This window comes from Dehalococcoidia bacterium (assembly GCA_025060295.1).
In the GTDB taxonomy this organism is placed as follows: Bacteria; Chloroflexota; Dehalococcoidia; order Lucifugimonadales; family HRBIN23; genus HRBIN23.
In genome coordinates, this window is record JANXCH010000006.1 from 71036 (window position 1) to 96933 (window position 25898).

General features: G+C 63.6%; 33 protein-coding genes. 8 read left to right on the top strand and 25 right to left on the bottom strand.

Features of this window, described 5'->3' with window-relative positions; translation table 11 throughout:
- Nucleotides 1–312: 312 nt before the first annotated feature.
- From NZ951_03285 to rplU, 10 genes are all read right to left on the bottom strand, one after another.
- The gene (locus NZ951_03285) at nt 313–603 is read right to left on the bottom strand and encodes a hypothetical protein (GenBank protein MCS7206945.1); all 291 of its coding nucleotides are present in this window, start codon (nt 601–603) and stop codon (nt 313–315) included.
- Nucleotides 604–690: 87 nt separating this feature from the next.
- Nucleotides 691–921 carry a hypothetical protein gene (locus NZ951_03290; GenBank protein ID MCS7206946.1) on the bottom strand — a complete coding sequence of 77 codons (231 nt, stop codon included), beginning with the start codon at nt 919–921 and terminating at the stop codon, nt 691–693.
- Between the two features lie 5 nt (nt 922–926).
- Complete coding sequence (locus NZ951_03295) at nt 927–2129, bottom strand: aspartate aminotransferase family protein (protein ID MCS7206947.1); 1203 nt, start codon at nt 2127–2129, stop codon at nt 927–929.
- 19 nt (nt 2130–2148) lie between these two features.
- Entirely contained in the window at nt 2149–2943 is a 795-nt protein-coding gene (argB, locus tag NZ951_03300; GenBank protein MCS7206948.1) for an acetylglutamate kinase, read from the bottom strand.
- Nucleotides 2940–3485, bottom strand: a complete 546-nt coding sequence (locus NZ951_03305) for an arsinothricin resistance N-acetyltransferase ArsN1 (protein ID MCS7206949.1) — start codon at nt 3483–3485, stop codon at nt 2940–2942. Before NZ951_03305 ends, argB begins: the two co-directional genes overlap by 4 nt.
- 101 nt (nt 3486–3586) lie before the next feature.
- Complete coding sequence (gene argJ / locus NZ951_03310) at nt 3587–4804, bottom strand: bifunctional glutamate N-acetyltransferase/amino-acid acetyltransferase ArgJ (protein MCS7206950.1); 1218 nt, start codon at nt 4802–4804, stop codon at nt 3587–3589.
- Nucleotides 4788–5747 (bottom strand): DUF1385 domain-containing protein, encoded by a 960-nt coding sequence (locus NZ951_03315; GenBank protein MCS7206951.1) that lies wholly within the window; start codon nt 5745–5747, stop codon nt 4788–4790. Before NZ951_03315 ends, argJ begins: the two co-directional genes overlap by 17 nt.
- 57 nt (nt 5748–5804) lie before the next feature.
- Complete coding sequence (gene rpmE / locus NZ951_03320) at nt 5805–6008, bottom strand: 50S ribosomal protein L31 (GenBank protein ID MCS7206952.1); 204 nt, start codon at nt 6006–6008, stop codon at nt 5805–5807.
- Nucleotide 6009: 1 nt separating this feature from the next.
- Complete coding sequence (gene rpmA / locus NZ951_03325; protein MCS7206953.1) at nt 6010–6270, bottom strand: 50S ribosomal protein L27; 261 nt, start codon at nt 6268–6270, stop codon at nt 6010–6012.
- An 18-nt stretch (nt 6271–6288) separates the two neighbouring features.
- A complete protein-coding gene (gene rplU / locus NZ951_03330; protein ID MCS7206954.1) occupies nt 6289–6642 on the bottom strand; it encodes a 50S ribosomal protein L21 in 354 nt (117 codons plus the stop codon).
- A gap of 98 nt (nt 6643–6740) precedes the next feature.
- Here rplU and NZ951_03335 point away from each other — a divergent pair, with 98 nt between their 5' ends.
- The 5 genes from NZ951_03335 (at nt 6741) to phnE (ending at nt 14504) form a co-directional block, all read left to right on the top strand.
- Nucleotides 6741–11183, top strand: a complete 4443-nt coding sequence (locus NZ951_03335; protein ID MCS7206955.1) for a DUF2298 domain-containing protein — start codon at nt 6741–6743, stop codon at nt 11181–11183.
- Between the two features lie 37 nt (nt 11184–11220).
- Nucleotides 11221–11916 (top strand): MtnX-like HAD-IB family phosphatase, encoded by a 696-nt coding sequence (locus NZ951_03340; GenBank protein MCS7206956.1) that lies wholly within the window; start codon nt 11221–11223, stop codon nt 11914–11916.
- Nucleotides 11917–12020: 104 nt separating this feature from the next.
- Nucleotides 12021–12995, top strand: coding sequence for a phosphate/phosphite/phosphonate ABC transporter substrate-binding protein (locus tag NZ951_03345; protein ID MCS7206957.1), 975 nt, complete (start codon nt 12021–12023; stop codon nt 12993–12995).
- A gap of 7 nt (nt 12996–13002) precedes the next feature.
- Nucleotides 13003–13746, top strand: a complete 744-nt coding sequence (locus NZ951_03350) for an ATP-binding cassette domain-containing protein (GenBank protein MCS7206958.1) — start codon at nt 13003–13005, stop codon at nt 13744–13746.
- The gene (gene phnE, locus NZ951_03355) at nt 13743–14504 is read left to right on the top strand and encodes a phosphonate ABC transporter, permease protein PhnE (protein ID MCS7206959.1); all 762 of its coding nucleotides are present in this window, start codon (nt 13743–13745) and stop codon (nt 14502–14504) included. The genes NZ951_03350 and phnE overlap by 4 nt, the downstream gene beginning before the upstream one ends.
- Here phnE and NZ951_03360 read toward each other — a convergent pair.
- On the bottom strand, nt 14501–14887 hold the full coding sequence (locus NZ951_03360) for a hypothetical protein (protein ID MCS7206960.1): 387 nt from the start codon (nt 14885–14887) through the stop codon (nt 14501–14503). The two genes, phnE and NZ951_03360, sit on opposite strands and share 4 nt — an antisense overlap.
- A 104-nt stretch (nt 14888–14991) precedes the next feature.
- Here NZ951_03360 and NZ951_03365 point away from each other — a divergent pair, with 104 nt between their 5' ends.
- The 3 genes from NZ951_03365 to NZ951_03375 are packed head-to-tail and all read left to right on the top strand — an operon-like array spanning nt 14992 to nt 16888.
- The gene (locus NZ951_03365; protein ID MCS7206961.1) at nt 14992–15855 is read left to right on the top strand and encodes a tRNA (adenine-N1)-methyltransferase; all 864 of its coding nucleotides are present in this window, start codon (nt 14992–14994) and stop codon (nt 15853–15855) included.
- Nucleotides 15842–16399, top strand: coding sequence for an HDIG domain-containing protein (locus tag NZ951_03370; GenBank protein ID MCS7206962.1), 558 nt, complete (start codon nt 15842–15844; stop codon nt 16397–16399). Before NZ951_03365 ends, NZ951_03370 begins: the two co-directional genes overlap by 14 nt.
- Before the next feature lie 18 nt (nt 16400–16417).
- On the top strand, nt 16418–16888 hold the full coding sequence (locus NZ951_03375; GenBank protein MCS7206963.1) for a GNAT family N-acetyltransferase: 471 nt from the start codon (nt 16418–16420) through the stop codon (nt 16886–16888).
- A 4-nt stretch (nt 16889–16892) separates the two neighbouring features.
- Here the strand turns inward: NZ951_03375 and ade are convergent, their stop codons facing one another.
- From ade to NZ951_03445, 14 genes are all read right to left on the bottom strand, one after another.
- Nucleotides 16893–18599: an adenine deaminase gene (ade, locus tag NZ951_03380; protein MCS7206964.1), complete on the bottom strand. Its 1707-nt coding sequence runs from the start codon at nt 18597–18599 to the stop codon at nt 16893–16895.
- Nucleotides 18562–19158 carry a hypoxanthine phosphoribosyltransferase gene (hpt, locus tag NZ951_03385; protein MCS7206965.1) on the bottom strand — a complete coding sequence of 199 codons (597 nt, stop codon included), beginning with the start codon at nt 19156–19158 and terminating at the stop codon, nt 18562–18564. The genes ade and hpt overlap by 38 nt, the downstream gene beginning before the upstream one ends.
- A 76-nt stretch (nt 19159–19234) precedes the next feature.
- Entirely contained in the window at nt 19235–19672 is a 438-nt protein-coding gene (gene rpsI, locus NZ951_03390; protein MCS7206966.1) for a 30S ribosomal protein S9, read from the bottom strand.
- Complete coding sequence (rplM, locus tag NZ951_03395) at nt 19669–20142, bottom strand: 50S ribosomal protein L13 (protein ID MCS7206967.1); 474 nt, start codon at nt 20140–20142, stop codon at nt 19669–19671. Before rplM ends, rpsI begins: the two co-directional genes overlap by 4 nt.
- Nucleotides 20139–20924 carry a tRNA pseudouridine(38-40) synthase TruA gene (gene truA, locus NZ951_03400; protein ID MCS7206968.1) on the bottom strand — a complete coding sequence of 262 codons (786 nt, stop codon included), beginning with the start codon at nt 20922–20924 and terminating at the stop codon, nt 20139–20141. Before truA ends, rplM begins: the two co-directional genes overlap by 4 nt.
- 18 nt (nt 20925–20942) lie before the next feature.
- The gene (gene rplQ / locus NZ951_03405) at nt 20943–21338 is read right to left on the bottom strand and encodes a 50S ribosomal protein L17 (GenBank protein MCS7206969.1); all 396 of its coding nucleotides are present in this window, start codon (nt 21336–21338) and stop codon (nt 20943–20945) included.
- Between the two features lie 11 nt (nt 21339–21349).
- Nucleotides 21350–22426, bottom strand: a complete 1077-nt coding sequence (locus NZ951_03410; GenBank protein ID MCS7206970.1) for a DNA-directed RNA polymerase subunit alpha — start codon at nt 22424–22426, stop codon at nt 21350–21352.
- Nucleotides 22427–22510: 84 nt separating this feature from the next.
- The gene (gene rpsD, locus NZ951_03415; protein ID MCS7206971.1) at nt 22511–23137 is read right to left on the bottom strand and encodes a 30S ribosomal protein S4; all 627 of its coding nucleotides are present in this window, start codon (nt 23135–23137) and stop codon (nt 22511–22513) included.
- 21 nt (nt 23138–23158) lie between these two features.
- On the bottom strand, nt 23159–23542 hold the full coding sequence (rpsK, locus tag NZ951_03420) for a 30S ribosomal protein S11 (protein MCS7206972.1): 384 nt from the start codon (nt 23540–23542) through the stop codon (nt 23159–23161).
- Between the two features lie 33 nt (nt 23543–23575).
- A complete protein-coding gene (gene rpsM, locus NZ951_03425; protein ID MCS7206973.1) occupies nt 23576–23959 on the bottom strand; it encodes a 30S ribosomal protein S13 in 384 nt (127 codons plus the stop codon).
- A gap of 15 nt (nt 23960–23974) precedes the next feature.
- The gene (gene rpmJ, locus NZ951_03430; protein ID MCS7206974.1) at nt 23975–24088 is read right to left on the bottom strand and encodes a 50S ribosomal protein L36; all 114 of its coding nucleotides are present in this window, start codon (nt 24086–24088) and stop codon (nt 23975–23977) included.
- A 12-nt stretch (nt 24089–24100) separates the two neighbouring features.
- The gene (gene infA, locus NZ951_03435; GenBank protein ID MCS7206975.1) at nt 24101–24319 is read right to left on the bottom strand and encodes a translation initiation factor IF-1; all 219 of its coding nucleotides are present in this window, start codon (nt 24317–24319) and stop codon (nt 24101–24103) included.
- A gap of 13 nt (nt 24320–24332) precedes the next feature.
- Nucleotides 24333–25151 carry a type I methionyl aminopeptidase gene (gene map, locus NZ951_03440; protein MCS7206976.1) on the bottom strand — a complete coding sequence of 273 codons (819 nt, stop codon included), beginning with the start codon at nt 25149–25151 and terminating at the stop codon, nt 24333–24335.
- A gap of 21 nt (nt 25152–25172) precedes the next feature.
- Nucleotides 25173–25898: an alpha/beta hydrolase gene (locus NZ951_03445; protein ID MCS7206977.1), complete on the bottom strand. Its 726-nt coding sequence runs from the start codon at nt 25896–25898 to the stop codon at nt 25173–25175.

The following is a 25898-nucleotide window of genomic DNA, read 5'->3' on the forward strand; positions in this document are numbered from 1 at the left end:
ACCTCTCCCGGCGCATACAGGGTTTTCCCATAAGTAAGAATGTTGCGAATAAACGGGTCGCCGCTTTGCTGGCGCTTCTCTAGTTCCCGTGGGGTAAGTACCATCACCTCCACTTGGATGCGTCGGGTCGGGTCAAGGAGACGGGATTCCACCTTCTTCCTGCGTGCATCCGCCTCTAGGGGGGTGTCTTTGATGACCAGAAGTTCTAGGGCACTGTCGCGGTCGGGCTGGCCTTGGGCGTAGGCACCGGAGGGGATGATGCGTCGGGGCTGATAGCCGCCCTCAAGCCGACAGAGGATGCCCTTTAAGTCCTTAGGGCTTGTTGGGGGTGATCACAACGCAATATATCTCTCCAATTTGCCCAATCGGAAAGAGCACCCCCTTGCCCAGCGCCCCGTCTGCAAGGCCTGCCTCTTTTTCCACATCGCGCAGGAAAGCAGGAAGTCTTACTTTGAAATCGTCCTTTTTCCCTGCTAGGCACAGGGCCACCACGCCCCATTGGTTAGGGGAACAAGAGATATCGCGGGCATGGCAGAGCGCCTCCAGCAGACTGGGCTTCCTTCGCTCCCAACGCCACTCCCATTCTTTGGTTAGGAAGCCCACCTTCAGTTCCAGGTAGTACTGTTGGTCACCAACAGCGAGGTAGATATCACAGCGTTTCCCAGTATGCGATTGCTGTTTTTCTTCCTTTTATTGCTCCCCCTCTTGTTCTTTCCCCTTTTGTTCTTTCCCCTTTTGTTCTTCCCCCTCTAGTTTCTCCACTTCCACTGCAAGCCCCTGCCCGTGCAGGGCGGCCGCCAGTTCCCACTTCAGCCACCCCTCAAAGCCCTTTTGCTGTGTGAGGGCAAAGGTCAAGATGTCCTGTCGCTTTGTGCAGATGTCTCGGAGGACGTCTTGAATGCGTTGACATAACTGGGACATAACCGTTACCCCTTTACCTGTTGTAATGCCCGCACCAGGCCCCGCTCAAAGCGGGCCACCCCCTCGTCCACCTCCGAGGCGGTCAGGATGAGGGGGGGCATGAAACGGATGGCGGTGGGGCGCACGGGGTTGAGCAGGATGCCCTCCTCGTTGCAGGCACCCACCACCTGCGGTGCGATGGGATTGTGAAACTCCACCGCCACCAGCAGGCCCACCCCACGCACCTCTTTGATGACCCCCTCGTGACGCGCCTTGACCTGCTCTAAGGCGTTCTTCAGGCGCTGGCCCATGCGTGCAGCATTCTCGTAGATGCGCTCCTCCAGGAGGGTCTTGAGGGTGGCGTAGCCGGCGGCGCAGGCCAAGGGGTTGCCCCCGAAGGTGGAGCCGTGGTCGCCGGGCTGAAACAGGTTGCACCGCTCGGTGCACAGGAACGCCCCGATGGGCACACCATTCCCCAAACCTTTGGCCAGGGCGAGAATGTCGGGCTGGACGCCGTAATACTGGAAGCCGAACACGGTGCCGAGGCGTCCCATGCCCGTCTGCACCTCGTCAAAGATGAGCACCAGGTCGTTGCGGTCGCACCAATCCCGCACCCCTTTGAGGTAGGTGGGGTCGGCGGGGATGACGCCCCCCTCCCCCTGCACCGGCTCCAGGAGCACCCCCACTGTGCGGTCGGTGGTGGCGCGCTTGAGGGCCTCCAGGTTGTTGAAGGGCACCTGCACAAAGCCGGGCGTCAGAGGGGTGAAGGGGTCGCTGTAGTGGGGGTTGCCGGTGGCGGTAACGGCGGTGAGGGTGCGCCCGTGGAAGGCGTTCTGGGCGGTAATGATTTCGTAGGCGCCGTTCTTTTTGACCTTTCCGTACTTGCGGGCCAGTTTGATGGAGCCTTCTATGGCCTCGGCCCCGCTGTTACAGAAGAACACCTTGCTCAGGCCGCTGGCCTCCACCAGCAGGCGCGCCAACTGCAGTTGGGGGAGGGTGTAGAACTGGTTGGAGGTCTGGAAGAGGGTGGCGGCCTGCTCCTGCACCGCCTTCACCACAGCGGGGTGGCAATGGCCCAGGTTGTTGACGGCCCAGCCCGCCGTGAAGTCCAGGTACTCTTTGCCGTTCACATCCCACACCCGCGTCCCCAGCCCGCGCACGATGACCACCGGCTGGCGGCGAGCGCAAAACATGTAGTATTGCTTCTCCAGAGCGATCCAGTCGGTCATCTCTGCCTCCGTGCGTGTGTTAGCCGATCAGGGTGCCTAAGGATGCTCCGTGCACCACCTCCACAAGGGTATGGGGCCGTCGGCCGTCGGCGATGACGGCCTTGGGGATTGTGGCCAGGGCGTCCAGGCACGCTTCTATCTTGGGAATCATCCCCCCGGCCACCACACCGCTCTCCATAAGGGCACGCGCCTGTTGAGGTAGCAGACGCGGCAGAAGGCGTTTGGCCCCGTCCAAAACGCCCTCCACATCCGTTAGGAACACCAGCAGGCGGGCGTGAAGGGCTTTGGCCAAGGCTCCCGCCGCCGTATCGCCGTTGATGTTCAGGAGAAGGCCATCGCACCCACCGTCGGCCCTCACACCGATCCCGATGGGGGCCACCACAGGCAGGTACCCTTGCTGGAGGGCACCCAGCACCGGTGCGGGATTCACCGCCACAACTTTCCCCACCAGGCCCAGTTCAGGATCCGCCTGTTGGGCCTGCAGAAGAAGCCCGTCTGCCCCACTGAGGCCCAGGGTTTGGACACCCTTGGCCTGCAGGGCGGCCACAATCTGTTTGTTCACCAGGCCCGCCAGCACAGCCACCACCACCTCCAAGGTCGGGGGGTCAGTTACCCGCAGGCCCCGGATGAAGCGGGGCATAGCGCCGGAGCGCTGCATCCATTGGGAGATGACCACGCCCCCGCCGTGCACCACCACCAAGGGGATACCCTGCTGGAACAAGGTGGCGATGTCGTCTAGGGAGGTGTCGGTGGTGGCCAGGGCGGCCCCGCCGATCTTCACCACCACGGGGCGCAGGGCTCCGGCACTGCTCACTCCTGGTCCCCCGCCACGTCCAGTTCCATGGCGATGATATCCCGCCACTGGCCGTCGAGCATGCCGTGGTGCTTATAGATGCCGACGGTGCGAAAGCCCATCTTGCGATACAGGCGGAGGGCGCGGGTGTTAGAGGGGAAAGCGTAGAGGACGACCTTGTGCACACCCACTTGGGCTGCCCGCTTCAGAAGGGCGTCCAGGAGAAGGCTCCCCACCCCCTTCCCACGCCACTCACGCCGCACATAAATGGACAGTTCTTTCACGCCGTCGTAGCACCGGCGGGGTTTGTAACGCGACAAGGAGGCCCAACCCACCACCATACCGTCCACCTCAGCCACCAAGATGGGTTCCGTCGGCCCATGATCGCGGAACCAGGCCAAACGCTCCTCCACAGGATGGGGTTCCCCCTCTAAAGTGGCGATGCGGTCCTCTATCCCTTGGTTGTAAATCTCGGTAATGGCGGGCACATCCCCCTCAAAAGCGGGGCGCACTGTGATAGAGACGAAATGCTGGGAAGGAATAATCTGTTGCTGTGTGGCCATGCCTGTGCCTCCCCTTCCAAGGATGCGATCGCTGTCAGGAAGGGGCGTCGCCAGCGCCGGCGAAGCAAGTATCCGGGAGTAATGGGCATGGGTGCACACCCTTATGTGGTGTAGGCGCTGTTGAGGGTAACATAGGCTTCGCTTAAGTCCGAACCCCAGGCGGTGGCCTGAGCATTCCCTAGCCCCAGGCGCACCCGAAAACGCACCTCAGGGGCCTTCATGCTGGCAGCAAGGGCCTCCTTGAAGTAGGGGATGGGCACACCCCCCTCCATCACACAGATGCCGTTGATGTAAAGGGCGACCTTACTCTCGTCCACCTGGGCACCGCTCTTGCCGATGGCCATCATCACCCGCCCCCAGTTGGGGTCGCCCCCGTAGACAGCTGTCTTCACCAGGTTGGAGGAGACGATGGCGCGGGCTGCCAGGCGGGCGTCCTGCAGTGTTGAGGCCTCCTCTACCGTCGCCTCGATCAGTTTGGTGGCACCTTCGGCGTACCGCACCATGTCCTTCGCCAAGGTCGTGCATACCTGGGTAAGGGCCTGTTGGAAGGTCTCGGCTTCGGGGGAGTGGGGACGCAGGGGGGGAGCACCCGCAGCCCCGTTGGCCAAAAGGAGCACCGTGTCGTTGGTGCTCTGGTCGTTGTCCACATCCACCATGTTGAAGGAGGCATCTACCGCCTCTTTCAGAAGGGTGCGCAGGAGCGGGGGGTCAATGGTGGCGTCGGTGGTCAGGAAAGCCAGCATGGTGGCCATCTGGGGGTGAATCATCCCCGCCCCTTTGACACACCCGCCGATGTGCACCCGCTTGCCCCCAAGAGTCAACCCTATCGCCACCTCTTTGGGACGGCTATCGGTGGTAAGGATGGCGCGGGCGAAGGCGTGGCCCCCCTCGCGGGAGAGGCTAATCTTGGGAATGGCTTCCCGAATCAGCCCCATGGGGAGTTCCACACCGATAATGCCTGTGGAGCAAATCAGCACCTCCTCTGGGGGGATGGCCAGTTTGCGTCCCACCAGGGCGGTGGTCTCCAAGGCGTCCTTGACCCCCTGCTCGCCTACACAGCAGTTAGCGCATCCGCTGTTGACCACCACCGCCCGGGCGATGCCCCGACTGATATGGCGCTGACACACCCGCACCGAGCCGGAGACGATGGTGTTGGTCGTAAAGGTGCCGGCGGCGCTGGCGGGGCGCTCCGACACCAAAAGGCCCAGGTCTAACTTATCTTCCCCATAGGTCTTGATGCCGGCATACACAGCGCCCGCCAGGAAGCCCAAAGGCGTGGTAACACTCCCATTGGCGATGACCTCAAACTCCAGGGCCATGCTCCCTCCCTTGGGTGTGCTGGGATTGGGCATTGGAGGCTGGGTGCAGTATAGCACGCTCCCCTTCGGGCTGGGGAGCCACCCCATCCGTCTGCAGGGCCAGGCGCAGAGCAGTGAGGGCCACATCTATCTGCTCCCTGTCCGGAGGGCGGGTGGTGAGGGCCTGGAGGGCCAGGCTGGGAGCCAGCACCCACCGCACCAGGGGGCGATGGGCATGCCGCCCGCCCCAGCGAATGACTTCGTAGGAGAGGCTGGCAATAAGCGGTACAAACCCCAGGCGCGCCAGCAATCCTTGCCACACGGGTAGGTCACCCAGAAAGACGAAAACGAGGATGCTGATGACCCCCACCACCAGCAAAAAGGCGGTGCCACAACGGGGATGAGCAGTGGGGAAGCGGGCAACGGCCTCCGGGGTGAGGGGCTGCCCGTGCTCGTAGGCGTGGATGGCCATATGTTCCGCCCCGTGGTAGGCGAACACCCTCTGGATGTCCCGCATGCGCCCGATGAGCCACAGGTAGCCCAGGAAGAGCCCCAGCCGAACCAAGCCCTCTGCCAGGTGGGCCAGCACCACGGGCAGGCCTGCGCCGATAAGGGCCTTCCCCCCCACCAAGGGCACCAGGAGGAAAATGCCCACCGCTATCACGAGAGCCAGCAGAACAGCGCCCCACATTGCCGGGGCTGAAGGGCACTCCTCCTCCCCGCTTGCCACCTGGGCGGAATAGGAGAGGGCGCGCAGGCCCACAACCAGGGTCTCGGCCAGCACCACAGGCCCCCGCACCAAAGGGTAACGACGCCAGCGGCCCTGAAATAGGGAGGCTAGGGGCCAGACCTGGGTGGCCAGGCTCCCGTCGGGCCTGCGCACCGCCAGGGCCACCCACCGCTGGCCCCGAATCATGACCCCCTCAATGAGGGCCTGCCCACCGTAGGCGAAGGGTTGGGACATGGGCCTCCAAAAAGGCACGGGGGTGAGACCCCTCACCCCCGTGGCCGGGTTGAGCGCCTACTGCAGTTTGAACTTGCGCTTCAGGCGCTCCACCCGGCCCTCGGTGTCCACAATTCGCTGCTCCCCGGTGAAGAAGGGGTGGCACTTGTGGCACACCTCAATGCGCAGTTCGGGCTTGGTGGAGCCAGTGGTAAAAGTGTTACCGCAGATGCAGATGACACGCGCCTGGGGATACCACGGGGGGTGGATTTTCGCCTTCATGCTAGCCTTCCAGGGGGTAGACGCTGACCCGCTTCTTTGTGGGGGAGACGAACTCAAAGGCGACCCGTCCGTCGGCGACGGCGTAGAGAGTGTAATCCCTGCCCAGGCGCACATTTACGCCGGGGAGGATACGCGTCCCCCGCTGGCGCACGAGGACAGCGCCCGCCCGCACCACCTGTCCGGCGTATTCTTTCACCCCCAAGCGTTTGCTCTGACTATCCCGTCCGTTACGGGATGCGCCGCCCGTCTTCTTATGAGCCATAGTGGTGCACCTCCCCCTCTAGGCCTGGGATGATGGCTGGGATGGGGGCGTCTGCCCCACCAGGATGTCCTTGATGAGGAGCCGCGTATACCACTGGCGATGCCCGCTTTTGCGGCGATAGCGCTTCTTGGGCTTGTATTTAAAGACGATGAGTTTGGGGCCGCGGAAGATGTCCCGCACCACCGCCCGCACCCGTGCGCCGTTGAGGGAGGGTTGGCCGATTAGCACCTGTCCGTCCTGCTCCACCAGGAGCACGAGGTCCAAGTCCACCTCGGTGCCCGGCTCGGCCTCCAGGCGCTCCACATCAATGATGTCACCGGGCCTGACCCGGTACTGCTTGCCCCCGGCCTGGATGATCGCGTAGAGAGCCACGCTTGTCCTTCATCACTAGGATTAGCCCTTTTATTATAGCATGGGTCGGGCGTCAAGGGGTGGGGGCCCCTGTTACAATACCCCTGAACGGGACGACCATGCGAACGCGCACCGTGTGGCGTGTGCTGATGTCCCCCGGGGCCCTGGCCCTTCTCCTTCTGGTAGCCCTGGGCCTGCGCCTGTTCGGTCTCAACTGGGATGGGGGCCACTTGTTCCATCCGGATGAGCGCGCCATCCTGTGGTGCGTCAACGATTTGGGGCGCGACCCTTCCTACTATACTACTCGCCGTTTCTGCGGCACCGCCGACGCCCCGTGGAACCCCCAGTGGTTCCCTTACGGCAGCCTCCCGCTTTACCTCCTGAAGGTTATCCAGGTGGCCCTATCCCCGTGGAAAGACCTGGGGATGGCCGACCTACGCATCCCGGGGCGTGTCCTCACGGGCTTGGCCGATACCCTGATTGTGCTGGGGGTTTTTCTGCTGGGGAGGCGTCTGTTCGGGATGCGGGAGGGGGTGCTCGGGGCATTCCTGGCCACCTTTGCAGTGATTCACATTCAGTTAGCCCACTTTTTCACGGCTGATACCTTCCTGGCCCTGTTCTCCCTTTATGCCATGCTGTCTCTCATTCCTGTGGCCCAGCGGGGGAGCCTGTTATGGGCAGGTGTGAGTGGGGTTTGGGTGGGGTTTGCCCTGGCCTCTAAGTTTGCGGGGGCACCTTTGTTATTGCCTTTAACTGTGGCGCCTTTGCTCTACCTGCTGGGAGGGGTTGGCGAGCGGGTGGGGTTGTCCCGTCCGGATGGACGGCGGTGGAAGTGGGCGCTGGGTGCCCTAGCCCTGGGCTATGGGATGGTGGGGGTGTCCACGTTCGTGGCGCAACCCTACGCCTTTTTGGACTGGCCCAAGTATCTCGCCGATGTGTTAGAGCAGAGCGAGATGGCGCGGCGCATTCGGGATTACCCGTACACTCTGCAGTATGTGGGGACGCCGGCCTATTGGTATCCCGTAGAGCAGTTGGCCCGTTGGGGTTTGGGGTTGCCGGTGGGTGTGGTAGCGTGGATGGGGCTGCTGGCTGCCCCCTTCTGGGCGTGGCGCTCCCGCCGTCGGGCCGAGGTGCTGGTGATGGGGTGGGTGATTCCGTATTTCCTCATCGTGGGTGGCCTGCCGGTGAAATATCTGCGCTATCTCTTGCCCATCGTGCCCTTCCTGCTGGTCTATGGGGCACGTCTGCTGGTGGTGCTGGTGGAGTGGGTGCGCCAGATCAGGCTCCCCCCCATGCCCCAGCGCATTGTGGGAGTAGCGGTGTGGGGTGTAGTAGCGGGCGCGCTCCTGGGGGGAGTGTTGTATGGAGTGGCCTATGTCAGCATGTATCGCAAGCCCCACCCCGCCATTCTGGCCTCCCACTGGTTGGGGGGGCACGCCCGCCCCGGCTCCCTCATCCTCAAGGAGCACTGGGAGGAGGGCCTGCCCAACCTGTGGGGCTTCCGGGTGGAGGAACTCCCCCTCTATGAGCCCGACTCTTGGGATAAAGCCGACCGCTTGGCCCAGCGCCTGGCCCAGGCCGACTATCTGGTCTTCTACAGCCAGCGCCTGTATGGGACGATTCCTCGTCTCCCACACCGCTACCCTATGTCCAGCCACTACTATCGCCTTCTGTTCGCTGGGGAGTTGGGGTATCGTCTGGTGCACTGGGAGGGGCGCTGGCCGTCGCTCCCTGGCCTGGCCATTATGGACGATACCTTCCGGCGCGCCGGCGTCCCGGTGCCCGAACCGCTGCGCACTTGGAAGCCGGCACCTCTGCCTCTGCGCCTGGGTTTTGCCGACGAGTCTTTCAGTGTGTACGACCATCCGTTGGTGCTCATTTTCCAAAGGGTGGAAGGTGTATCCGCCGAGGCGTTGCGAGAGCGTTTGTGGGAAGGCTTGACCCTGACGCCGTCGCCCCCTGTCCGCTCTACGCCCATGCTTACCCCTCGGGAATGGGCCGACCAGCAACGCGGGGGAACCTGGGCGCGCCTTTTCCCAAAAGGGGATATCCTGGGGCGGCAGCCGGTGTTGGGGTGGCTGGTGGTGCTGTATGGGGTGTCGGGAGCGGGGGTTCTGTGGGGCTTTTGGGCCTTCCGCTCCCTTCCCGATGGGGGATGGCTCCTGGGACGCACCCTGGGCTTGCTGGCGACAGCCTACCTTGCTTGGCTGTGCGCCAGCCTAAAACTCGTCCCCTTCGGACGGGGAAGCATTGCGGTGTTTCTCGTCCTCTTGCTGGTGGGCGGGGGATTGCTGGCCTGGTGGGGACGTAAGGAGTGGGGGAAGTTCCTGCGGGAGCGGTGGCGCTTGTTGGCGGTGGAGGAAGCCCTCTTCCTATCGGCCTTTGGGGCCTTCGTGCTCATTCGGATGGCCAACCCGGACCTGTGGCACCCCTTCCGGGGAGGCGAGAAGCCCATGGATTTGGCCCACCTGAACGCTGTGGTCAAGTCCACCTGGTTCCCCCCCTATGACCCCTGGTTTGCAGGGGGGGCGCTGAACTACTACTACTTTGGACAGGTGCTGGTGGCCACACTGGTGCACCTTACAGCGATTCCCACACCCACGGCTTATAACCTTGCAGTGCCCACCTTGTTCGCTTTGGCGACGGGGAGCGCCTTCAGCATCGCCTACACCCTGGGTGGAGGGAAGGGAGGAGTGGAGAGAGGGGCCATAGGGGTGGGCATCGCTGGGGCGAGTTTCGCCTTCGTCCTGGGCAACCTGGATGGGGCCGTGCAACTCCTCCAGGGGGTGGGGGCAACCCTGAGCGGCAGGTCTTTTCCCCCCTTTGACTACTGGCGCTCTAGCCGCATGATGCCACCCGACCCCCCCGGTTTTGAGATTACCGAATTCCCCTTCTTCACCTTCCTGTTCGCGGACCTGCACGCCCATCTGTTGGCAATACCTTTATCCCTGCTGGTGCTGGGGGGTGTGCTGGGGCTGGTACGGGCTGTGCCCGAGCAGGGGTTGAAGCCGATACTGCCTATTCTAGCTCTCCTGGGCTTGGCCGTGGGTTCTCTTTACCCCACCAACTCGTGGGACTTCCCCACCTTTGGGGCGATCACCCTGGCAAGTGGGGTCTTGGGGGGGTTGGTGTGGTGGCGGGCAATTCACGGGCGGGCGGCGGGAGGCACCGCCCAGGCGGTGCCCACACCCAACGGTATAGACGGCTGGGTAGTGCCCTCACGCACGCTGGAACCGGGAGCGAAAGTGCTCGGCACGAGGCGCACTGTGGGTCTGCGGGCGGGGCATCCGTGGGCTTTCGCTGTCGGTGGAGGGGTCGTGGGGTGTGGCGTGGTGCTGGCGGGGATACTCCTGTTCCTACCGTTCCATGTGCGGTTTGCCCCACCGGTAGCGGGTGTGCAACCCACCGTTGCCAAGACCATGCTCATCCACTATCTGGCCATTCACGGCCTATTCCTGTTTCCGTTGGTTACCTGGCTGGTGTGGGAGGGTGTACCCGTGCTGGGGAGGGTGGTTCGGGGGAGTGTCTGGGGTGTGGGGGCTGTTGGCCTGGGGGGCGGAATCCTACTGGCTCTGGTGGCCGGGGGGTATGCGACGGTGGCCATGCTTCTGGGACTGGGGGTGCTGGGGGTAGTGGTAGGGTGGAAGGCCTGGGAGCGGGGGAATCGGGAGGCCCTTATAGCCGTGCTGATGGCGGAGGTGGCGTTCGCTTTGGGGATAGGTGTGGACTTCCTGCGCCTGCGGGACGATATTGACCGCATGAACACGGTGTTCAAGTTTTACATTCACGGGTGGGTGCTCCTCGCACTGGCGTCGGCGTATGGCTTGGGGCAGGTGCTCCCCCGACTGGTGAGGCGGGCGGGTGCACCGCCACCCGAGCCCACGCTTCCAAATCTGGCTGGATGCCCACCCGGGGCAGGGGGTTGGCCTTTGAGACACCAGACCCTCCGCCCGCGCCTGACGGGGTGGGGTATGGTGTGGCTGGGTGTCTTTGCCCTGTTGCTCCTTAGTGCAGGTATATATCCCCTTTTGGGCACGCGCGCCCGGTTGGCCGACCGTTTCACTATTCTACCCTTCACCCTAGACGGCACCGCCTATATGGAGTGGGCGGTGTATCGGGATGAGCGGGGGCAGGTGGCCTTGCGTTGGGACAGGGAGGCCATTCGCTGGCTGTGGGAGTATGTGGAGGGGACGCCTGTCATCGCAGAAGCCAATACCCCGCTCTACCGCTGGGGCGGTCGCATCTCGGTCTACACGGGGTTGCCGTCGGTGGTGGGGTGGTCGTGGCACCAGATGCAACAGCGGTGTGGCGGGCCCCACTGTCCTCCGGTGGAGGAGCGCCTGACCGACCTGCAACGCCTGTATACCACCGTTGACATAAAGGAGGCGCACGATATCCTGCGGCGGTATGGGGTGGGCTATGTATATGTAGGGGAGACGGAGGCCCTCTACTATCCCCCACAGGGGCTGGCAAAGTTTGCCGAAATGGAGCGTCAGGGGCTCCTACAAGGGGTGTACCGTAACGAGAAGGTTACCATCTACCGTGTGCTGACCTGGCCGTAGCCTCTGGGGTATGGTATGCTGGAAATGGGTACTGCGTATGGCCCTGTATCCGTGTGCCCTCGTCGTGGACTTTGACGGCACCATCACCCTGCAGGACACGGGGGATATCCTGTTCGCGCGGTTTCAGGCTGGGGGATGGGGGGATATTGACCCCTATTGGGAGCAGGGGCTGCTGAGCGGGCGGGAGGCTTTGGCCCTCTACTTTGCTCGTCTGCCAGCCGACCGAGAGGCGTTAACGCGCTGTGTGCAGGAGGAGCATCGCTTGCGCCCGGGCTTTACCGCGTTGGTGATGTGGTGTCGGGAGAAGGGTATCCCCCTGACCATCGCCTCCGGGGGGTTGGACTTCTACATTCAGGCGGTGCTGGAGCGGGAGGGGCTGCAAGTGCCGTTTTACAGCGCCACGGCCGATTTCAGTGGCCCCCGTTTGGGGATGCGCTTCACCAACGGGGTGCGGAGTTGTCCCGATGTGGGGGTGTGCAAGTGCTGGCTGGTGGAGCGGATCAAGGGGCAAACGGAACGGCTGGTGCTGGTCGGCGATGGGCTGACGGATGCCTGCGCAGCGCGCCGTGCGGACCTGGTGTTTGCCCGCAAGTGGTTGCTGGATTACTGCCGGCGGAACAATTTGCCTCATCTTCCTTTTGAAACCTTCCACGAGGTGCACCAGGCTTTGGCTGAGTGGGTGCACATGCGTGGGGAGCGCTCCTCCCCTTCCCCCGTCGCCGCCGCCTCTTGACAGAAGAGGGGAATTAGCGTATATTGCAATCAACAATTCATCTAATTCTGCCCCAACGGGGTGATGGCGTTCTGCCGCAGTGGGGCAGAGAGAGGAGAGCAAAGGTGCGCCACCGCTGGATGCTGCTCCTGATTGTGCTGGCACTGGTGGTGGGAGCAGGGATGGGCGGGTTCCTCATAGGCGGGCGGAGCCGGGGGGGAACCTCACCCGCCCAGGAGACACCCCAACGGGTGGTGATCGCTATCCAACCCACCATGTCCGCCGCTGAGATGCTGGAAAAGGCCCGTCCTCTGGAGCAGTTCCTGGAACAGCAGTTGGGCGGGAAGGTGGATGTGCAGATTTATGTCCCCACCAGTTATGCGGCGGTGGTGGAGTCCCTGCGCTTTGGGCAGGCGCAGGTGGCCTTCATGTCGGCCTGGCCGTCCTATCTGGCAACCCAGATGGCGGGGGCTGAGGTCGCCCTGGCGGAGGTACGGGAGGTGGTCATCGGCCAAGAGAAGAGGGAGGCTCCCTTTTATTACTCCTACTGGGTGGTGCGTGCCGATAGCCCCTACGAGAACCTCCTGTCTCTCAAGGGGAAGCGGGCCTGCTTCCCCAGCCCTATCTCCACCTCCGGGTATGTCGCCCCCATGGGGCGCCTGGTGGAACTGGGCTATCTCACCGTGGAGGCCGGCCGCGAGGCGGACCCTAAAGCCTTCTTCGGGGATGTGCTGTTTGGGGGGGGCTACGCCCAGTGCTGGCAAGCTCTGCAGCAGGGGCAGGTGGATGTAACCATTATCGCCGGGGATGTGTCGGAGCGGTTGTATCGGGAGGTTTTGGCCAATACACGCGTGTTAGAGCAGCAAGGGCCTATCCCCTCCCACGCCGTAGTCGTCAGCAAAGACCTGGCGGAGCCGTTGCGCAGTCAGGTTCTTCAAGCCATTGAAGGCTTGGGCGCTCCCGAGTATCGCCCGTTAATGCGCTCCTTCATCTCCAGCATCTTCGTGCGCTTTCAGTCCACAACGGCCCAGGAGCACCTGGCCACCCTCCAGCGCTACTTGCGCCTGGCGGGTTTGAAGTTCACCGAGCGCCTGGGCTAGTGGAGCGATGGACGACAGCCTTACCTACCCACTCCAGGCTGAGGGGGTCTGGTTCGCCTATCGGCCACGGGTTTGGGTGCTGAAGGATGTGTCCCTGGCCGTTCCCGAGGGTGCCATGGCCATGATTATGGGCCCTTCGGGCGCCGGCAAAACCACCCTGCTGAAGGTTCTGGCAGGCCTTGTGCGCCCCCAAAAGGGCGTGGTGCGCATCTTGGGGAGGGAGGTGCATAAGGGGATGCCTCGGGCCCTGCGCCCCCGTGTGGGATATATTCCCCAGCAACTAGGGCTGGTGCGCAACCTGACGGCCTTGGAGAATGTGCTGATGGGGGCTTTGGGGCGCAGCCCAGGGCTTAGGGTCTTCTTGGGCATCTTCCCCAAGCAGGAGGTGGAGAGGGCACGCACGGTTTTGGAGTTGCTGGGTATTGGGCACAAGGCTCACGAAAAGGTGTTCCGCCTCAGCGGGGGCGAGCGCCAGCGGGTGGCCATCGCCCGCACTCTTCTGCAACGCCCCAAAGTGGTTCTGGCCGACGAGTTCGTCTCTGATCTGGACCTGCCTCGGGCGGCCGAAATTTTGCGCCTGATGCGCCAGGTTACCCAGCGGGAGGGGATGACCTTCTTGATGAATATGCACGAGGTGCAACTGGTGCAGGAGTTCGGGGACCAGGTGTTCTTGGTCAAGGATGGGGTAGTGCGCCACCAGTGCAGCGGCTCCCAAGTAACCTGGAACCTGCTCCAGGAGGTGCTGGGGTGAGGCGGGATTTGCTGGTGTTGGGGGGTGTGGCGGTGGCGCTGGGGGTGGTGCTGGGGCACCTGGGCTTCTTTGACGGCCAGCGCCTCGGACGGGGTCTGGTAAACGCGGGCATTTTCGTGCGCGATATGGTGCCCCCCGATGGGGCGGTCTTGGCGGTGGCGGGCCAGGCCCTGCTGGAGACGGTGCAGATGGCCTTCGCGGGGACCCTGTTGGGTTTCCTCCTCTCCCTGCCCCTGGGCATCTTGGGGACGCGCTCCCTGTTTCCTTTGCCGATCACATCCCTGGCCCGCCTCGTGAGCGCTGTGGTGCGTACCATCCCGGTTCTGTTGTGGGCTATCCTATTCGTGATCATTGTGGGCTTGGGGCCCTTGGCGGGCACTTTGGGCATCGCCTTTTACACCGTAGGGTATTTGGCCAAACTTTACGCCGAGTTGTTTGAGGGCACCGACCCCGAGATCATGGAGGCGGTGCGGGGTGTGGGGGCGTCGCGTCTGCACCTGGTGCGGTTCGTGGTGCTTCCCGAAGGGGCTAATGCTATCTTGGCGCAACTGCTGTTCATGCTGGAATACAACATTCGCGCGTCCTCTATTTTGGGGTTCGTGGGGGCGGGCGGGGTGGGCTTTGTGCTGCAGGTCTACTTGCAGACCATGGAGTATCAGCGCCTGGCGACGGTGCTCCTGCTGGTTCTCGGGGTGGTGTTGGCTATGGATGCGGTGAGCGGGTGGGTGCGGCGGCGCTTCCTCCTAACACCCCGCTAGGCTAGGGGCCGAGCACGGTTGCGCAGCACCTGTTCCACCCATTCAATAACCCGATACAGTTCCCTATCGTGGGGGTCTAGGTGGCGGTAAGGTTTGACCCACACCCCCGAATACTTCTGCACCAAGAAGTCGTCGTCGTCCACCACCATATCGGGGCGGATGGGGCAGTCGGCGTCCTTGTCCAGGCAGGCGGTAACCCAACGGGCCAGGCCAAAGGTGTGCACCACCCGCTCGGCGTGGGGTCGGCCAGTGGCCGTCCATACATAAATTTCGCACCCCAGATCCCGAAGGCGGCGGAACACCTCCTCCGTCCCGGGGCGCAAGGCCCATTGGCTCCCGTCGGCGTACAGAATGGTGAGGTCCACATCAAAGAAAACCCGCATCCAGCTCCTCCCAGTGTAGGCTACGCTCATGGGCACCGCGGGTCAAGGGGGTATGGACAAACAGTCCACATCCCCGATAGGATAATTGAACGAGGCGCGTCGCTTTGGAAACCGAGGGTAACCTTAGCGAAGGGCTCGTATTCCGTCCTGGAGACCAGGTTCTCCTGGTAGACAGGAAGGACCGCCGTTACCTTTTTACCCTTGTCCCCGGCCACACCTTTCATACCCATCTGGGCGCTCTCCCCCACGACACCATTCTGGGCCAGGCACCTGGCGCGCGCATCACTGCGGGCGGGCACACCTTCCTTGCTCTGCGCCCCACTTTAGCCGACTACATTCAGGAGTTGCCCCGGGTTACCCAAATTATCTACCCCAAAGACCTGGGGGCCATTTTGGTCTACGGCGACATCTTCCCTGGGGCGCGGGTGCTGGAAGCGGGGTTGGGTTCGGGGGCCTTGACCTTGGCCTTATTGCGCGCCGTGGGGCCTCAGGGGTGTGTGATCTCTTACGAGGTGCGCCGCGACTATATCCCCCGAGCCCGCCAGAATGTGCAGGCCCTCTTCCCCGAGCCGTCCAACTGGGTGATTCGCGAAGCGGATGTGTATGCCGGTATCGCCGACAGAGGGTTGGATCGGATTATTCTGGATGTGCCCGAGCCTTGGCGGGCAGTGCCCCACGCAGCACCGGCCTTACTCCCTGGCGGTATCCTGCTGTGCTGGCTTCCCACGGTGCTGCAAGTGCATCGTTTGTGCATGGCCCTGGAAGCCCATCCCGAGTTTGACCTCGTGGAGACCTTTGAAGTGCTCCTCCGCCCGTGGCATATGAGCCCTGTGAGCGCCCGCCCGGTCCACCGCATGGTGGCCCACACAGGCTTCATCACCACAGCCCGCCGGTGTGCCCCTGGCAAGTTGCGGGTAGGGGAAAGACACTTGGCCGAGCCGGAGGGGGAGGGATATGAACCGCAATGAGGCCCTGGCCATTGTCAACGAGTTTGTGAAGAGCGAAAGTTTGCGGAAGCACCTCCTCTCGGTGGAGGCGGCTATGCGCGCCTATGCCCGCAAGTATGGGGAAGACGAGGAGACCTGGGGCATAGCGGGCCTGCTCCACGACTTTGACTGGGAGATTTGTCCCACCCCCGATCAGCACCCCACCTACGGGGCCGCTCTCTTGCGCCAAAGGGGGGTGCCCGAACCGATCGTGCGGGCGGTGCTGTCCCACGGCGACCATACCGGCATCCCTCGGGAGACCCTCATGGAGAAGGCCTTGTTCGCTGTGGATGAACTGTGCGGGTTCATTATCGCCGTTGCCCTGGTGCGTCCCACCAAAAGCCTGGCGGAGGTTACACCCGAGGCCGTCCGCAAGAAGATGAAGGACAAGGCCTTCGCCCGTGCTGTGCGGAGGGAGGACATCACGAAGGGGGCAGAGGAACTGGGAGTGAATCTGGACGAGCATCTCGCCTTTGTAACCCAGGCTTTGCGGTCAGTGGCTCCCAGTCTGGGTCTCAACCCGTGAAAAGGAAGGAGGCAATCTATGCTTCGCTACGCCAAAATAGAGGACTTGCCCCGCCTTGTGGCTTTGGAGCGGGAGGGTTTCCCCCCCGAGGAGACCTTTTCGGAGGGGCGATTGCGTTATCTCCTAACCCGCGCCCAGGGCCGTATCGTGGTGGCGGAGGAGAATGGGGAAATTTTGGGCTTCGTGGTGCTTCTGTGGCGCTACCGCTCTACCATCGGGAGGATTTACGACATCGTGGTCTCTCCCGCGGCGCGGGGCAGGGGAATCGGAACCGCCCTGTTGCGGGAGGCGGAGCGCATCGCCCGTCAGAGGGGCCTCACCGCTCTCGCCTTGGAGGTCCGTGCTACCAATCGGGAAGCCCGCTGCCTCTATGAGCACAACGGGTTTGTCCCCGTTGTTGACCTGCCCAACTACTACGGCGAGGGTGTGCACGCCATCCGCTACCGCAAGACCCTGGACACCACCGCCGCTACGGCTAAGGCGGGCTGACGCGTCACACTTGGACGAACCGCCCCGCCATCACATCCACCAAACCCCGGTCGGTCAGTTTCAATTCGGGGATGACGGGTAGCGCCAGGAAGGAGAGCACTGCGAAGGGGGATGCCACACGACACCCCAGGTCGCCAGCCAGGCGCTCCAACTCCTCCACCGTCTGGGCGACCTTCTCCAACGGCTCGGGCGACAGTAAGCCGGCGATGGGCAGGGCCAGGGATCCCAACACTTTCCCCTGGGCCACGACCGTGAGGCCTCCCCGCAGGCGCTCAATCTCCCGCACGGCGGTCAGGATATCCTCGTCGCTTACCCCCACCACCACGATGTTGTGGGAGTCGTGGGCCACGGAGGTGGCCAATGCCCCCCTCTGCAGGCCGAACCCCTTCACCAGGCCCAGGCCGATGTTGCCCGTCGCCTTGTGCCGCTCCACCACAGCCAGTTTAAGGAGGTCGCGCTGGGGGTCGGCGACAATGGTGCCGTTGCGTCGTAGGGGGCGCTCTTCCACCCAACGGGTGATGATTTGACCGGGGACGATCTCCATCACGGGGACGGTGTCCCGCTCCCCCCAGCGGATGGCCAAATCTGCAGGGGTGAAGGGTTTGATGTGCACTGTGTCCCACATCCAGGGGGCTTTGGGCATTGTGGCTGTAAACAGGGGCCGTCCCTGGTGCGCCACCAGGCGCCCACGGTAGTAGACCCTTTCCACTCGGAAGGCCCGCAAATCGTCCAACACGAGCAGGTTGGCCCAGTAGCCGGGGGCGATGCCGCCCAACCCCTCCAGGCGGAAGTAGGTGGCGGGCACCAGGGTAGCCATAGTGATGGCCATCACGGGGTCTAGCCCCAAGCGGATGGCCTTGCGGACCACCGCATCCACATCCCCGTCCTTATAGATATCTTTGGCGGTGCGGTCGTCCACCACGAGCATGCACCGGCGGTAGGTGTGCTCATTGACCAGGGGGAGGAGGTCCTCCAAGTTCTTCTCCGAAGAGCCTTCCCGAATCATCAGGTACATGCCCCGCCGCAGTTTCTCCTTGCCCTCCTCCCGGTGGGTGGTTTCGTGGTCGGAGCCGATGAGGGGGGCTAAGTAAGCGTTCAGAGCCTTGCCGGTAACCCTGGGGGCGTGGCCATCCCGCACCCGCCCACGGGCGGCGGAAATTTTGGCCAGCACATACGGGTCGGCTTGAATGACGGCGGGGAAGTTCATCATCTCTCCCAAACCCAGCACCTCTTTCCAGCGCAAGGCCTGGCGCACCTCGGCCGGTCCGAGGGTGGCCCCGGAGGTCTCCATATGAGTGGCGGGGACGCAGGAGGGAGCCATGAAGAACATGTCCAAGGGCACGCGACGGGCACAGGCCATCACCCAACGCATGCCCCTCAACCCACAGACATTGGCAACCTCGTGGAGGTCGGTTACACAGCCCAGGGTGCCGCGCGGCACCACAGCACGGGCATACTGGTCCACTGTAAGGTAGGTGCTCTCTAAGTGATAATGGCCGTCAATGAGGCCCGGGGCCAACCACCGCCCCTGCAGGTCAAGCACTTCGTGGGCGTCCTGATAGTCGCCAATGCCGGCGATACGCCCCTCGGCGATAGCCACATGGCCCTCTTCAATCTCGCCGGTAAAGGTGTTGACGATACGGGCGTTGCGCAGGACCAGATCCGCAGGGGCATCACCCCGTGCCACGGCGATGAGGCGCTGCAGGTTCATGGTCTCCCTCCTCCAGGGCGTAAATGGCGGGGAGCCAGCGGTAGGCCTCCCCTTTGTCCAGGCCGTATCCCACCACGAAGCGGTCGGGCAGGGTGAAGCCCAGGTAATGGATAGGCACCTCCACACGGCGACAAGAGGGTTTGTCCAACAGGACGCAGGTGCGCAGGGTGAGGGGTGAAAAGCGCTTGAGGTAGGTAAGGACAGCTTGGGTGGTGAACCCGGTGTCCACGATGTCCTCCACCACGAGCACGTGGCGTCCCCTGGGGGAGAGGCGTACGCCTGAAAGCACCCGTGCGGGGGCGGAGGGGTGGGTGGCAGCGCCGTAGGTGGCTACCCGCACGAAGTCGATTTCGAGGGGGATGTGCAAAGCGCGCACCAGGTCGGCCAAAAAGATGAAAGCCCCTTTCAGCACCCCGACCAGAAGGGGGTTGCACCCCTGGTAGTCCTCCCGTATGTGACGCGCCAGGCGCTGGATGCCTTGAGCCAGGTGCTCCTGAGAGAGGAGAAGGACGAGGTGTGCACTGGTGGCTGGGTCGTGCCCGTGGGTGCTTGTAGCCATCCTTCCTGCCCGAAAAAAGAGGGCACTCCCATTATACCTGGGAGTGCCCGATCTGTGATCAGGACGGGCCGGGCCGTTACCGCTTGCTGTATTGGGGGGCGCGGCGTGCCCGTTTGAGGCCGTATTTCTTGCGCTCTTTGACCCGTGGGTCGCGCGTGAGGAGACCCTTCTGGCGCAGGGGGGCTTTGAAGGCGGGGTCGGCCACCACCAGGGCCCGGGCGATGCCGTGGCGGAGGGCGTCGGCCCATGCGGAAATGCCTCCGCCGCGCACCTTGGCGACAACGGCGAACTTGCCCAGGGTCTCGGTGACCCGAAAAGGCTCTAACACGGTGGCCTGCCAGGTTTGCAGGGGGAAGACCGTTTCAAAGGGCTTATCGTTTATGAGAAAAGTGTTTCCCCCCGGGTAGAGGCGCACCTGGGCTACAGCCGTTTTGCGTTTGCCGAGGGCGTAGAAGTAGCGGGGGGCCTCGGCCTGTGCCCCCGCCGAAGATGGAGCGGGAGAAGTAGTGGTCATGCGCTGTTCACCTCCTCAGAGGTGTTCTGGGCGGGGAAGCCGGCGATTTGCGCCTGGTGGGGATGCTCGGGCCCGGCGTAGACCTTCAGGCGGGAGAGCATCTTCCGTCCCAGGTTAGACTTGGGGAGCATGCGCCGCACTGCCAGTTTGATGACCCGTGTGGGGTCCCGCTGGAGCATCTGCTCCAGGGTGAACTCCCGCAGGCCGCCAGGGTAACCGCTATGGAAGTAGTAGATCTTCTGACGCATCTTCTTACCGGTAACGACCACTTTGGCGGCGTTGATCACCACCACGAAGTCCCCGGTGGGCAGATGAGGGGTATAGGTGGCCTTGTCCTTGCCTTGCAGGATGCGGGCGATGCGGGTGGCCAGCCGTCCCAGCACCTGCCCTTCGGCGTTGATGAGGTGCCAGCGGGGCTGAATCTCCTGGGGGCGGGGCACATAGGTCTTAAGGGTTCGTACTCTTGTCATGGTGCCTCCGAGACAGGGGGGAAAGTGGGGTAGGCTATGCGGGTCAGGAACAGGCCGTGCGCTGGCACGGCCGGGCCAGCCGCCGAAGGTCGGGGGGACTCCAGCAGGGCGTGCACCGCGTGCACGGACAGTTTCCCCAGTCCCACCTCCAGCAGGGTGCCGACCATCCGCCGCACCTGCCCCGGCAGGAAGGCGTTCCCCTCGATGGTGAATACGAGGAGGTCGCCTTTGCGGGTGATGCCCGCCTGGGCTATGGTCCGCACGGTGCAACGCCGGCCTGCAGGGCCTGCGAAGGAGGCGAAATCCCGAGTCCCTTCCATAAGGCGGGCGGCCTGTTCCATGCGGGGGAGGTGTAGGGTATGGGGGCAGTGGTAGGCGAAGCGTCGCCAAAAGGGGGACGCCTCCCGCCGGTTCCATACCAGGTAGCGATATTGGCGGGCACGGGCGTGGCGACGGGGGTCAAAGGCTAGGGGGACTGTGTACGCCTCCACCACGCGCACATCAGGGGGGAGGGTGGCATTCAAGGCGTTGCGCACCGTGGCCGGCGTGTAGCGGGCGGGAGCGGTGAAGGCGGCCACCTGGTAGAGGGCGTGGGCACCGGCATCGGTGCGGCTGGCCCCTTGCAGGCGCAGGGGTTGACCATACAGGGTGGCCACGGCCTTACTCACTTCCCCTTGCACGGTGCGGGCGCGGGGTTGGATTTGCCAGCCCGCAAAGTCGGTGCCGTCGTATTCCAGCACCAGGGCGATACGATGCAGGCTGGGGACAGGATCGGTCGGCATACCCCACGGATTCCCCCCTTACACGAGTTCCAAGATGGCCACATGGGCCGCATCGCCACGACGATAGCCTACCTTGAGAACACGGGTGAACCCGCTGGTGCGGTCCCGGTATCGGCGGGGCATCTGCTCAAAAACCTGGGCCACCACATCCTTATCGGGCAAAGCGGCCAGGGCCAGACGACGGTAATGGAGAGCTTTGGCACGGTTCTCCGGGGTGTCGCCGGCATCCAGGGCTTTCTGGGCGTGCAGCGCCCAGGTGATGATGCGGTCGGCCAGTTTGCTGGCAGCCCGTGCCTTGGGGAGGGTTGTCTGTATGCGCTGGTGCAGGAAAAGGGAGCGCACCAGGTTGCGCAGCATGGCGCGCCGCTGTTCGGTGGGGCGTCCCAGTTTTGCAGTAACGACCTGGTGGGGCATAGGTAACACTCCTAAGCGGACGGATCAGGGGTGGGGCCGGCAGTGCTCTGGGGCGTGTCGCTTTCGGGGGTGGGGCGTGTCTCCGCCCTCGGGGGGGAGGGTGGTGGGGCGTCGGGCTTACGCAAATGGGCGGGGATGGTGATGCCCTTGGCCGTGAGTTGTTGCATGACCTCCTCGTAGGAGCGCTCGCCGAAGTTACGAATCTGCATCAACTGCTCGCGGGTGCGTTCCAGCAGTTCCCCCACTTTGCTGATACCCCCGCGGCGCAGGCAGTTGAGGGTGCGGGTGGAGAGGTCCAAACGCTCCACGGGCATATGGTAAATCTCTGGGGGCACTTGCACGATGGGGACAGCCCCATCCCCAGGGGTCTGAGCTGCCTGGGGAGCAAGAGTGAAGATGCTGAAGTGGTCGAGGAGTTTTTGTGAGGCCTTTTTGACCGCCTCCACTGGGGTGATGGTGCCGTCGGTCCACACCTCCAGGATGAGGCGCTCGTAGGTGAGGCGCTGGCCTATGCGGGACTGCTCCACCAGGTAGTTGACCTTGAAGACCGGGGAGAAGATGGCGTCTACGGCCAGAGTGCCGATGGGGAGACCTTGCCCCTGCTGGGCGGGGAGGTAGCCCACACCGGGCTCCACATTGAACTCTACCTCCAGGCTTCCCTCCGGCGACTCGATAGTGGCCAGGTAATGTTCGGGATTGACGATTTCCATATGGGCGGGGGCGATGATGTCGCCGGCGCAGACCTGGCCTGGGCCGTGCACGGCCAGATGCATCCTGCCCCCCTCGCCGGAAAGGCCCCGAATGCGAATCCCCTTCACATGCTGCAGGAAAGTGAGCACGTCCTCGCGGATGTGGGGCAGAGCGGTGAACTCGTGGGGCACATTGTTGATGCGTACCCAGGTTACCGCTAGCCCCGGCAGGGAGCGCAGGAGCACCCTGCGGAGGGGGTTACCCAGGGTGGGGCCATAGCCTTCCTCCAGGGGCTCCAGGATCAACTTGGCATAGGTATCTGTGGTATCCACCACCCGGAGGACAGGCCTCTGCCCTTCCGTTTTCTCTGGCTGACTGATGATGCTGGGAAAATCCACCGTAACCACACCTCCTCAGGCTCGTGATGCGTGCCCTCTAGTCATACCGTGAACCAGGGTGGTTTGAGTGGTATGTGTAGAAGGCTAGCGCGAGTAGAACTCCACAATTAGGCGGGTGTCAATCTGCACGTCCAGGTCCGCTGGCTGGGGGAGGGAGAGCACCTTGCCCGTGAGGTGCTCCCGCTCCAGGGAGAGCCAGGCGGGCACCGTGCGTTTCGGGCCGTTCTGGAGCAGGGCCTGGGCCAAGGGCATGCCACGACTGCTCTCGCGCCAGGTAACGGTGTCCCCGACTTTTACCAGGTACGAGGGGATGTCTATGGGTTTGCCGTTGACGAGGATATGGCCGTGGCGCACCAGTTGGCGGGCCTGGCGGCGGGAATCCGCAAATCCCAGGCGGAAGACCACGTTGTCCAGGCGACGCTCTAACAGGCGCAGAAGGGCCTGGCCGGTTTCCCCCTTTTGACGGCGGGCGGTCTCCACATATTTGCGGAACTGGCGCTCCAGCAAGCCATAGAGGTATTTGGCCTTCTGCTTCTCCCGCAGGCGCAGGCCGTAGTCGGAGAGCTTCCGCCGGCGGGCGATGTGCATGCCGGGGCTACGCCGCCGGCGCTCCACGGGGCATTTGGGGGTATAGCACTTGTCCCCCTTCAGGAACAGCTTTTCGCCGATTTGACGGCACAGGCGACAGACTGGCCCAGTGTAACGGCCCATAAGGAACTCCTCTCGTTGACTTTAGACGCGCCGGCGTTTGGGCGGACGGCATCCGTTGTGGGGGATAGGGGTAACGTCCCGGATGGCGGTCACGGTGAGGCCGGCGGCTTGCAGGGAGCGGATGGCCGCCTCGCGCCCGGGGCCGGGGCCTTTCACCCACACCTCTACTTGGCGCAGGCCGTGTTCCATCCCCTTACGGGCGGCGTCCTCGGCTGCCCGCTGGGCGGCGTAGGCTGTCCCCTTGCGGGAGCCTTGGAACCCCACCGTCCCTGCGCTCCCCCAAGCCAGCACATTCCCCTGCAGGTCGGTCAGGGTAACGATGGTGTTGTTAAAGGTGGCGTGGATATAGGCACGCCCCACCGGGACCACTTTGCGTTCGCGGCGACGACCTTTGGCTTGAGGCATAGTGAAGCACCCTCCGCACTGGACGAATGGTGGTTATTTCTTGGCCGTGGCACGGCGCCGACCGGCCACTGTCTTGCGGGGGCCCTTGCGGGTGCGGGCGTTGGTGCGGGTGCGTTGGGCGCGCACGGGCAGGCCCCGCTGGTGGCGCAAGCCCTGGTAGCAGCGGATTTCTATCTTGCGGCGGATGTTCATCTGCACCTCCCGCCGCAGGTTACCCTCCACCTTATAGTTCTTGTCAATGATGTCCCGGATGCGGGCCAACTGCTCTTCGGTGAGTTCCCGCACGCGGGGGTTGCCGGTGATCCCCGCCTGGCGCACGATGCGCTCCGCCAGGGTGGGGCCGATGCCATACAAGGCGCGTAAAGCAATGGTTACCCGTTTGTTGTCGGGGATATTGACGCCCGCCACAAGAGCCATATGCCCTCCTTGGCCCTAGCCCTGGCGCTGTTTGTGCTTGGGGTTGGAGCAGATGACCCGCACCACCCCCTTACGCCGAATGATTTTACACTTTTCGCAGCGCCGTTTCACCGACGGCTGGACTTCCATAGTGCTCCCTCGTTACTTGAAGCGGTAGGTAATCCGCCCGCGGGTGAGGTCGTAAGGAGACAACTCCACGAGCACTCGGTCGCCCGGCAGGATGCGGATGAAGTTCATGCGGATTTTGCCCGAGGCGTGGGCCAACACGGTGTGGCCGTTGGCCAGTTTCACCCGAAAGGTTACATTCGGGAGCGCCTCCTCCACGATACCCTCCACCTCTATCGTCTCTTTTTTGGCCATACCCTCTCCCACTCTAACGCCCATGATATCGTGTGATCACCTCGCATCCTGTAGCGGTAATGATAACGGTGTCTTCAAAGTGGGCGGACAGGGTGCCGTCGGCGGTTACCACTGTCCACCCGTCCTCTTGCACCCTGGTCAGGTAGGTGCCCATGTTCACCATGGGTTCGATGGCGATGGCCATGCCGGGCACCAGAAGCGGGCCCTCTCCGGGCTGGCCGTAGTTGGGAACGGCGGGGTCTTCGTGCAAAGCCCGACCGATGCCATGCCCCACATACTCCCGCACCACCGCATAGCCGCGGCTCTCCACATAGCGCTGGATGGCCGAGCCGATATCGCCGATGTGGGCACCCGGACGCGCCTGGCGAATGCCCACTTCCAGGGCAGTGCGGGTTACCTCTATAAGGGCGTGGACGCGGGGATGCACCTTCCCAACGGGGAAGGAGCGGGCAGCATCCGCATACATGCCGTCCACTATGGCCCCGGCGTCAATCTTCACCAGGTCGCCCTCCCGAATGATACGGTCGCCCGGGATGCCATGCACGATCTCCTCGTTCAGGGAGACGCAGATAACGGCGGGGAAGCCCCGATAGCCCAGGAAGGCGGGCTGTGCACCCGCCTGGCGAATCATCTGGGCGGCCAGGGCGTCCAGGTCACGGGTGCGCATCCCCGGGTGCAAGGCTTGGCCTAACCGCTCCAGCACCAACGCCACTACCTGCCCCGCACGGCGCATAGCCTGCTGTTCCTCCGGCGTTTTGAGGGTGATGCCGGAGGCGGAGGCCGCCACGCGGGCAGGGCGGTTCTTCACACGGGTGGGGCGGAGTGTCTGCATCTTGGGAGAACCGAGATACTATTATAGCAAGGACGGGGCGGAATCTCCACCGCTAGCGCGGGGCGGAGCTTTGAGGTGGCGCAGGAGCCAGTCTTTCAGCAAAGTGTGGAGGGCTGAGGCCGCCTCGCGCAGGCTGTGGCCCGCCCCCGGGAGCAGGACCAGCTCTTTAGGCTCCTTCGCCCAGGCATACACCCTGTGGGAGCAGGTGGGGGGAAGGTGAGTATCGGCCTCGCCGTGCACCAGGAGAAGGGGACGGGGTGACACCTGCCCTGCCCCCTGCGCTCCATAGGTCTGGGTGGAGAGGGCTACCACACAGACGGCGATATCGCTGAAGGGGGCAGCGGCGATGACCACCGCCCCGCCAAAGGAGTGGCCCACAAGGGCCGCCCGCAGAATACCCATCCCTTTTAGGAAGGTGAGGCCTGCCAGGGCATCCAAAACGCATTCGTGGAAAACACCGGGGTGTCGGTAGTCCAGACGCAGGGAGGCGATGCCGTGCTGGTGGGCCAACTGCTGGGCTAGAACCCGGTAGCATCCGTTGGCCGGGCCATCCACCCCGCCCCGCACGCCCCAGACCCACAGCACCCCCTCCTGCGCCCCCGGGACGGGGTGATAGATGCCCACGACGTCCCCCCGTGTGGTGTGGAGGACGAGCCCGCGCCCACCCTGGTCGGGAGGCGCAGGACGAAAGGTGAAACCCACCACCTGGATGGTGAGGATCGCCTCGCTGTCTTGGGCCGAGGGCAT

What these genes read in the sequence shown, in the direction of transcription:
- NZ951_03350 (MCS7206958.1), top strand. Translation starts at nt 13,003, where the DNA reads ATGGACGACAGCCTTACCTACCCACTCCAGGCTGAGGGGGTCTGGTTC.
- rpsK (MCS7206972.1), bottom strand. Translation starts at nt 23,542, where the DNA reads ATGCCTCAAGCCAAAGGTCGTCGCCGCGAACGCAAAGTGGTCCCGGTG.
- NZ951_03445 (MCS7206977.1), bottom strand. Translation starts at nt 25,898, where the DNA reads ATGCCCTCGGCCCAAGACAGCGAGGCGATCCTCACCATCCAGGTGGTG.
- argJ (MCS7206950.1), bottom strand. Translation starts at nt 4,804, where the DNA reads ATGGCCCTGGAGTTTGAGGTCATCGCCAATGGGAGTGTTACCACGCCT.
- rpmA (MCS7206953.1), bottom strand. Translation starts at nt 6,270, where the DNA reads ATGGCTCATAAGAAGACGGGCGGCGCATCCCGTAACGGACGGGATAGT.
- NZ951_03315 (MCS7206951.1), bottom strand. Translation starts at nt 5,747, where the DNA reads ATGTCCCAACCCTTCGCCTACGGTGGGCAGGCCCTCATTGAGGGGGTC.
- truA (MCS7206968.1), bottom strand. Translation starts at nt 20,924, where the DNA reads ATGCCGACCGATCCTGTCCCCAGCCTGCATCGTATCGCCCTGGTGCTG.
- NZ951_03295 (MCS7206947.1), bottom strand. Translation starts at nt 2,129, where the DNA reads ATGACCGACTGGATCGCTCTGGAGAAGCAATACTACATGTTTTGCGCT.
- rpsI (MCS7206966.1), bottom strand. Translation starts at nt 19,672, where the DNA reads ATGACCACTACTTCTCCCGCTCCATCTTCGGCGGGGGCACAGGCCGAG.
- NZ951_03335 (MCS7206955.1), top strand. Translation starts at nt 6,741, where the DNA reads ATGCGAACGCGCACCGTGTGGCGTGTGCTGATGTCCCCCGGGGCCCTG.
- rplM (MCS7206967.1), bottom strand. Translation starts at nt 20,142, where the DNA reads ATGACAAGAGTACGAACCCTTAAGACCTATGTGCCCCGCCCCCAGGAG.
- NZ951_03360 (MCS7206960.1), bottom strand. Translation starts at nt 14,887, where the DNA reads ATGCGGGTTTTCTTTGATGTGGACCTCACCATTCTGTACGCCGACGGG.
- rpmJ (MCS7206974.1), bottom strand. Translation starts at nt 24,088, where the DNA reads ATGGAAGTCCAGCCGTCGGTGAAACGGCGCTGCGAAAAGTGTAAAATC.
- NZ951_03340 (MCS7206956.1), top strand. Translation starts at nt 11,221, where the DNA reads ATGGCCCTGTATCCGTGTGCCCTCGTCGTGGACTTTGACGGCACCATC.
- ade (MCS7206964.1), bottom strand. Translation starts at nt 18,599, where the DNA reads ATGAACCTGCAGCGCCTCATCGCCGTGGCACGGGGTGATGCCCCTGCG.
- rpmE (MCS7206952.1), bottom strand. Translation starts at nt 6,008, where the DNA reads ATGAAGGCGAAAATCCACCCCCCGTGGTATCCCCAGGCGCGTGTCATC.
- map (MCS7206976.1), bottom strand. Translation starts at nt 25,151, where the DNA reads ATGCAGACACTCCGCCCCACCCGTGTGAAGAACCGCCCTGCCCGCGTG.
- NZ951_03375 (MCS7206963.1), top strand. Translation starts at nt 16,418, where the DNA reads ATGCTTCGCTACGCCAAAATAGAGGACTTGCCCCGCCTTGTGGCTTTG.
- rpsD (MCS7206971.1), bottom strand. Translation starts at nt 23,137, where the DNA reads ATGGGCCGTTACACTGGGCCAGTCTGTCGCCTGTGCCGTCAAATCGGC.
- hpt (MCS7206965.1), bottom strand. Translation starts at nt 19,158, where the DNA reads ATGGCTACAAGCACCCACGGGCACGACCCAGCCACCAGTGCACACCTC.
- NZ951_03370 (MCS7206962.1), top strand. Translation starts at nt 15,842, where the DNA reads ATGAACCGCAATGAGGCCCTGGCCATTGTCAACGAGTTTGTGAAGAGC.
- rplQ (MCS7206969.1), bottom strand. Translation starts at nt 21,338, where the DNA reads ATGCCCCACCAGGTCGTTACTGCAAAACTGGGACGCCCCACCGAACAG.
- rpsM (MCS7206973.1), bottom strand. Translation starts at nt 23,959, where the DNA reads ATGGCTCTTGTGGCGGGCGTCAATATCCCCGACAACAAACGGGTAACC.
- NZ951_03290 (MCS7206946.1), bottom strand. Translation starts at nt 921, where the DNA reads ATGTCCCAGTTATGTCAACGCATTCAAGACGTCCTCCGAGACATCTGC.
- infA (MCS7206975.1), bottom strand. Translation starts at nt 24,319, where the DNA reads ATGGCCAAAAAAGAGACGATAGAGGTGGAGGGTATCGTGGAGGAGGCG.
- NZ951_03305 (MCS7206949.1), bottom strand. Translation starts at nt 3,485, where the DNA reads ATGGCCACACAGCAACAGATTATTCCTTCCCAGCATTTCGTCTCTATC.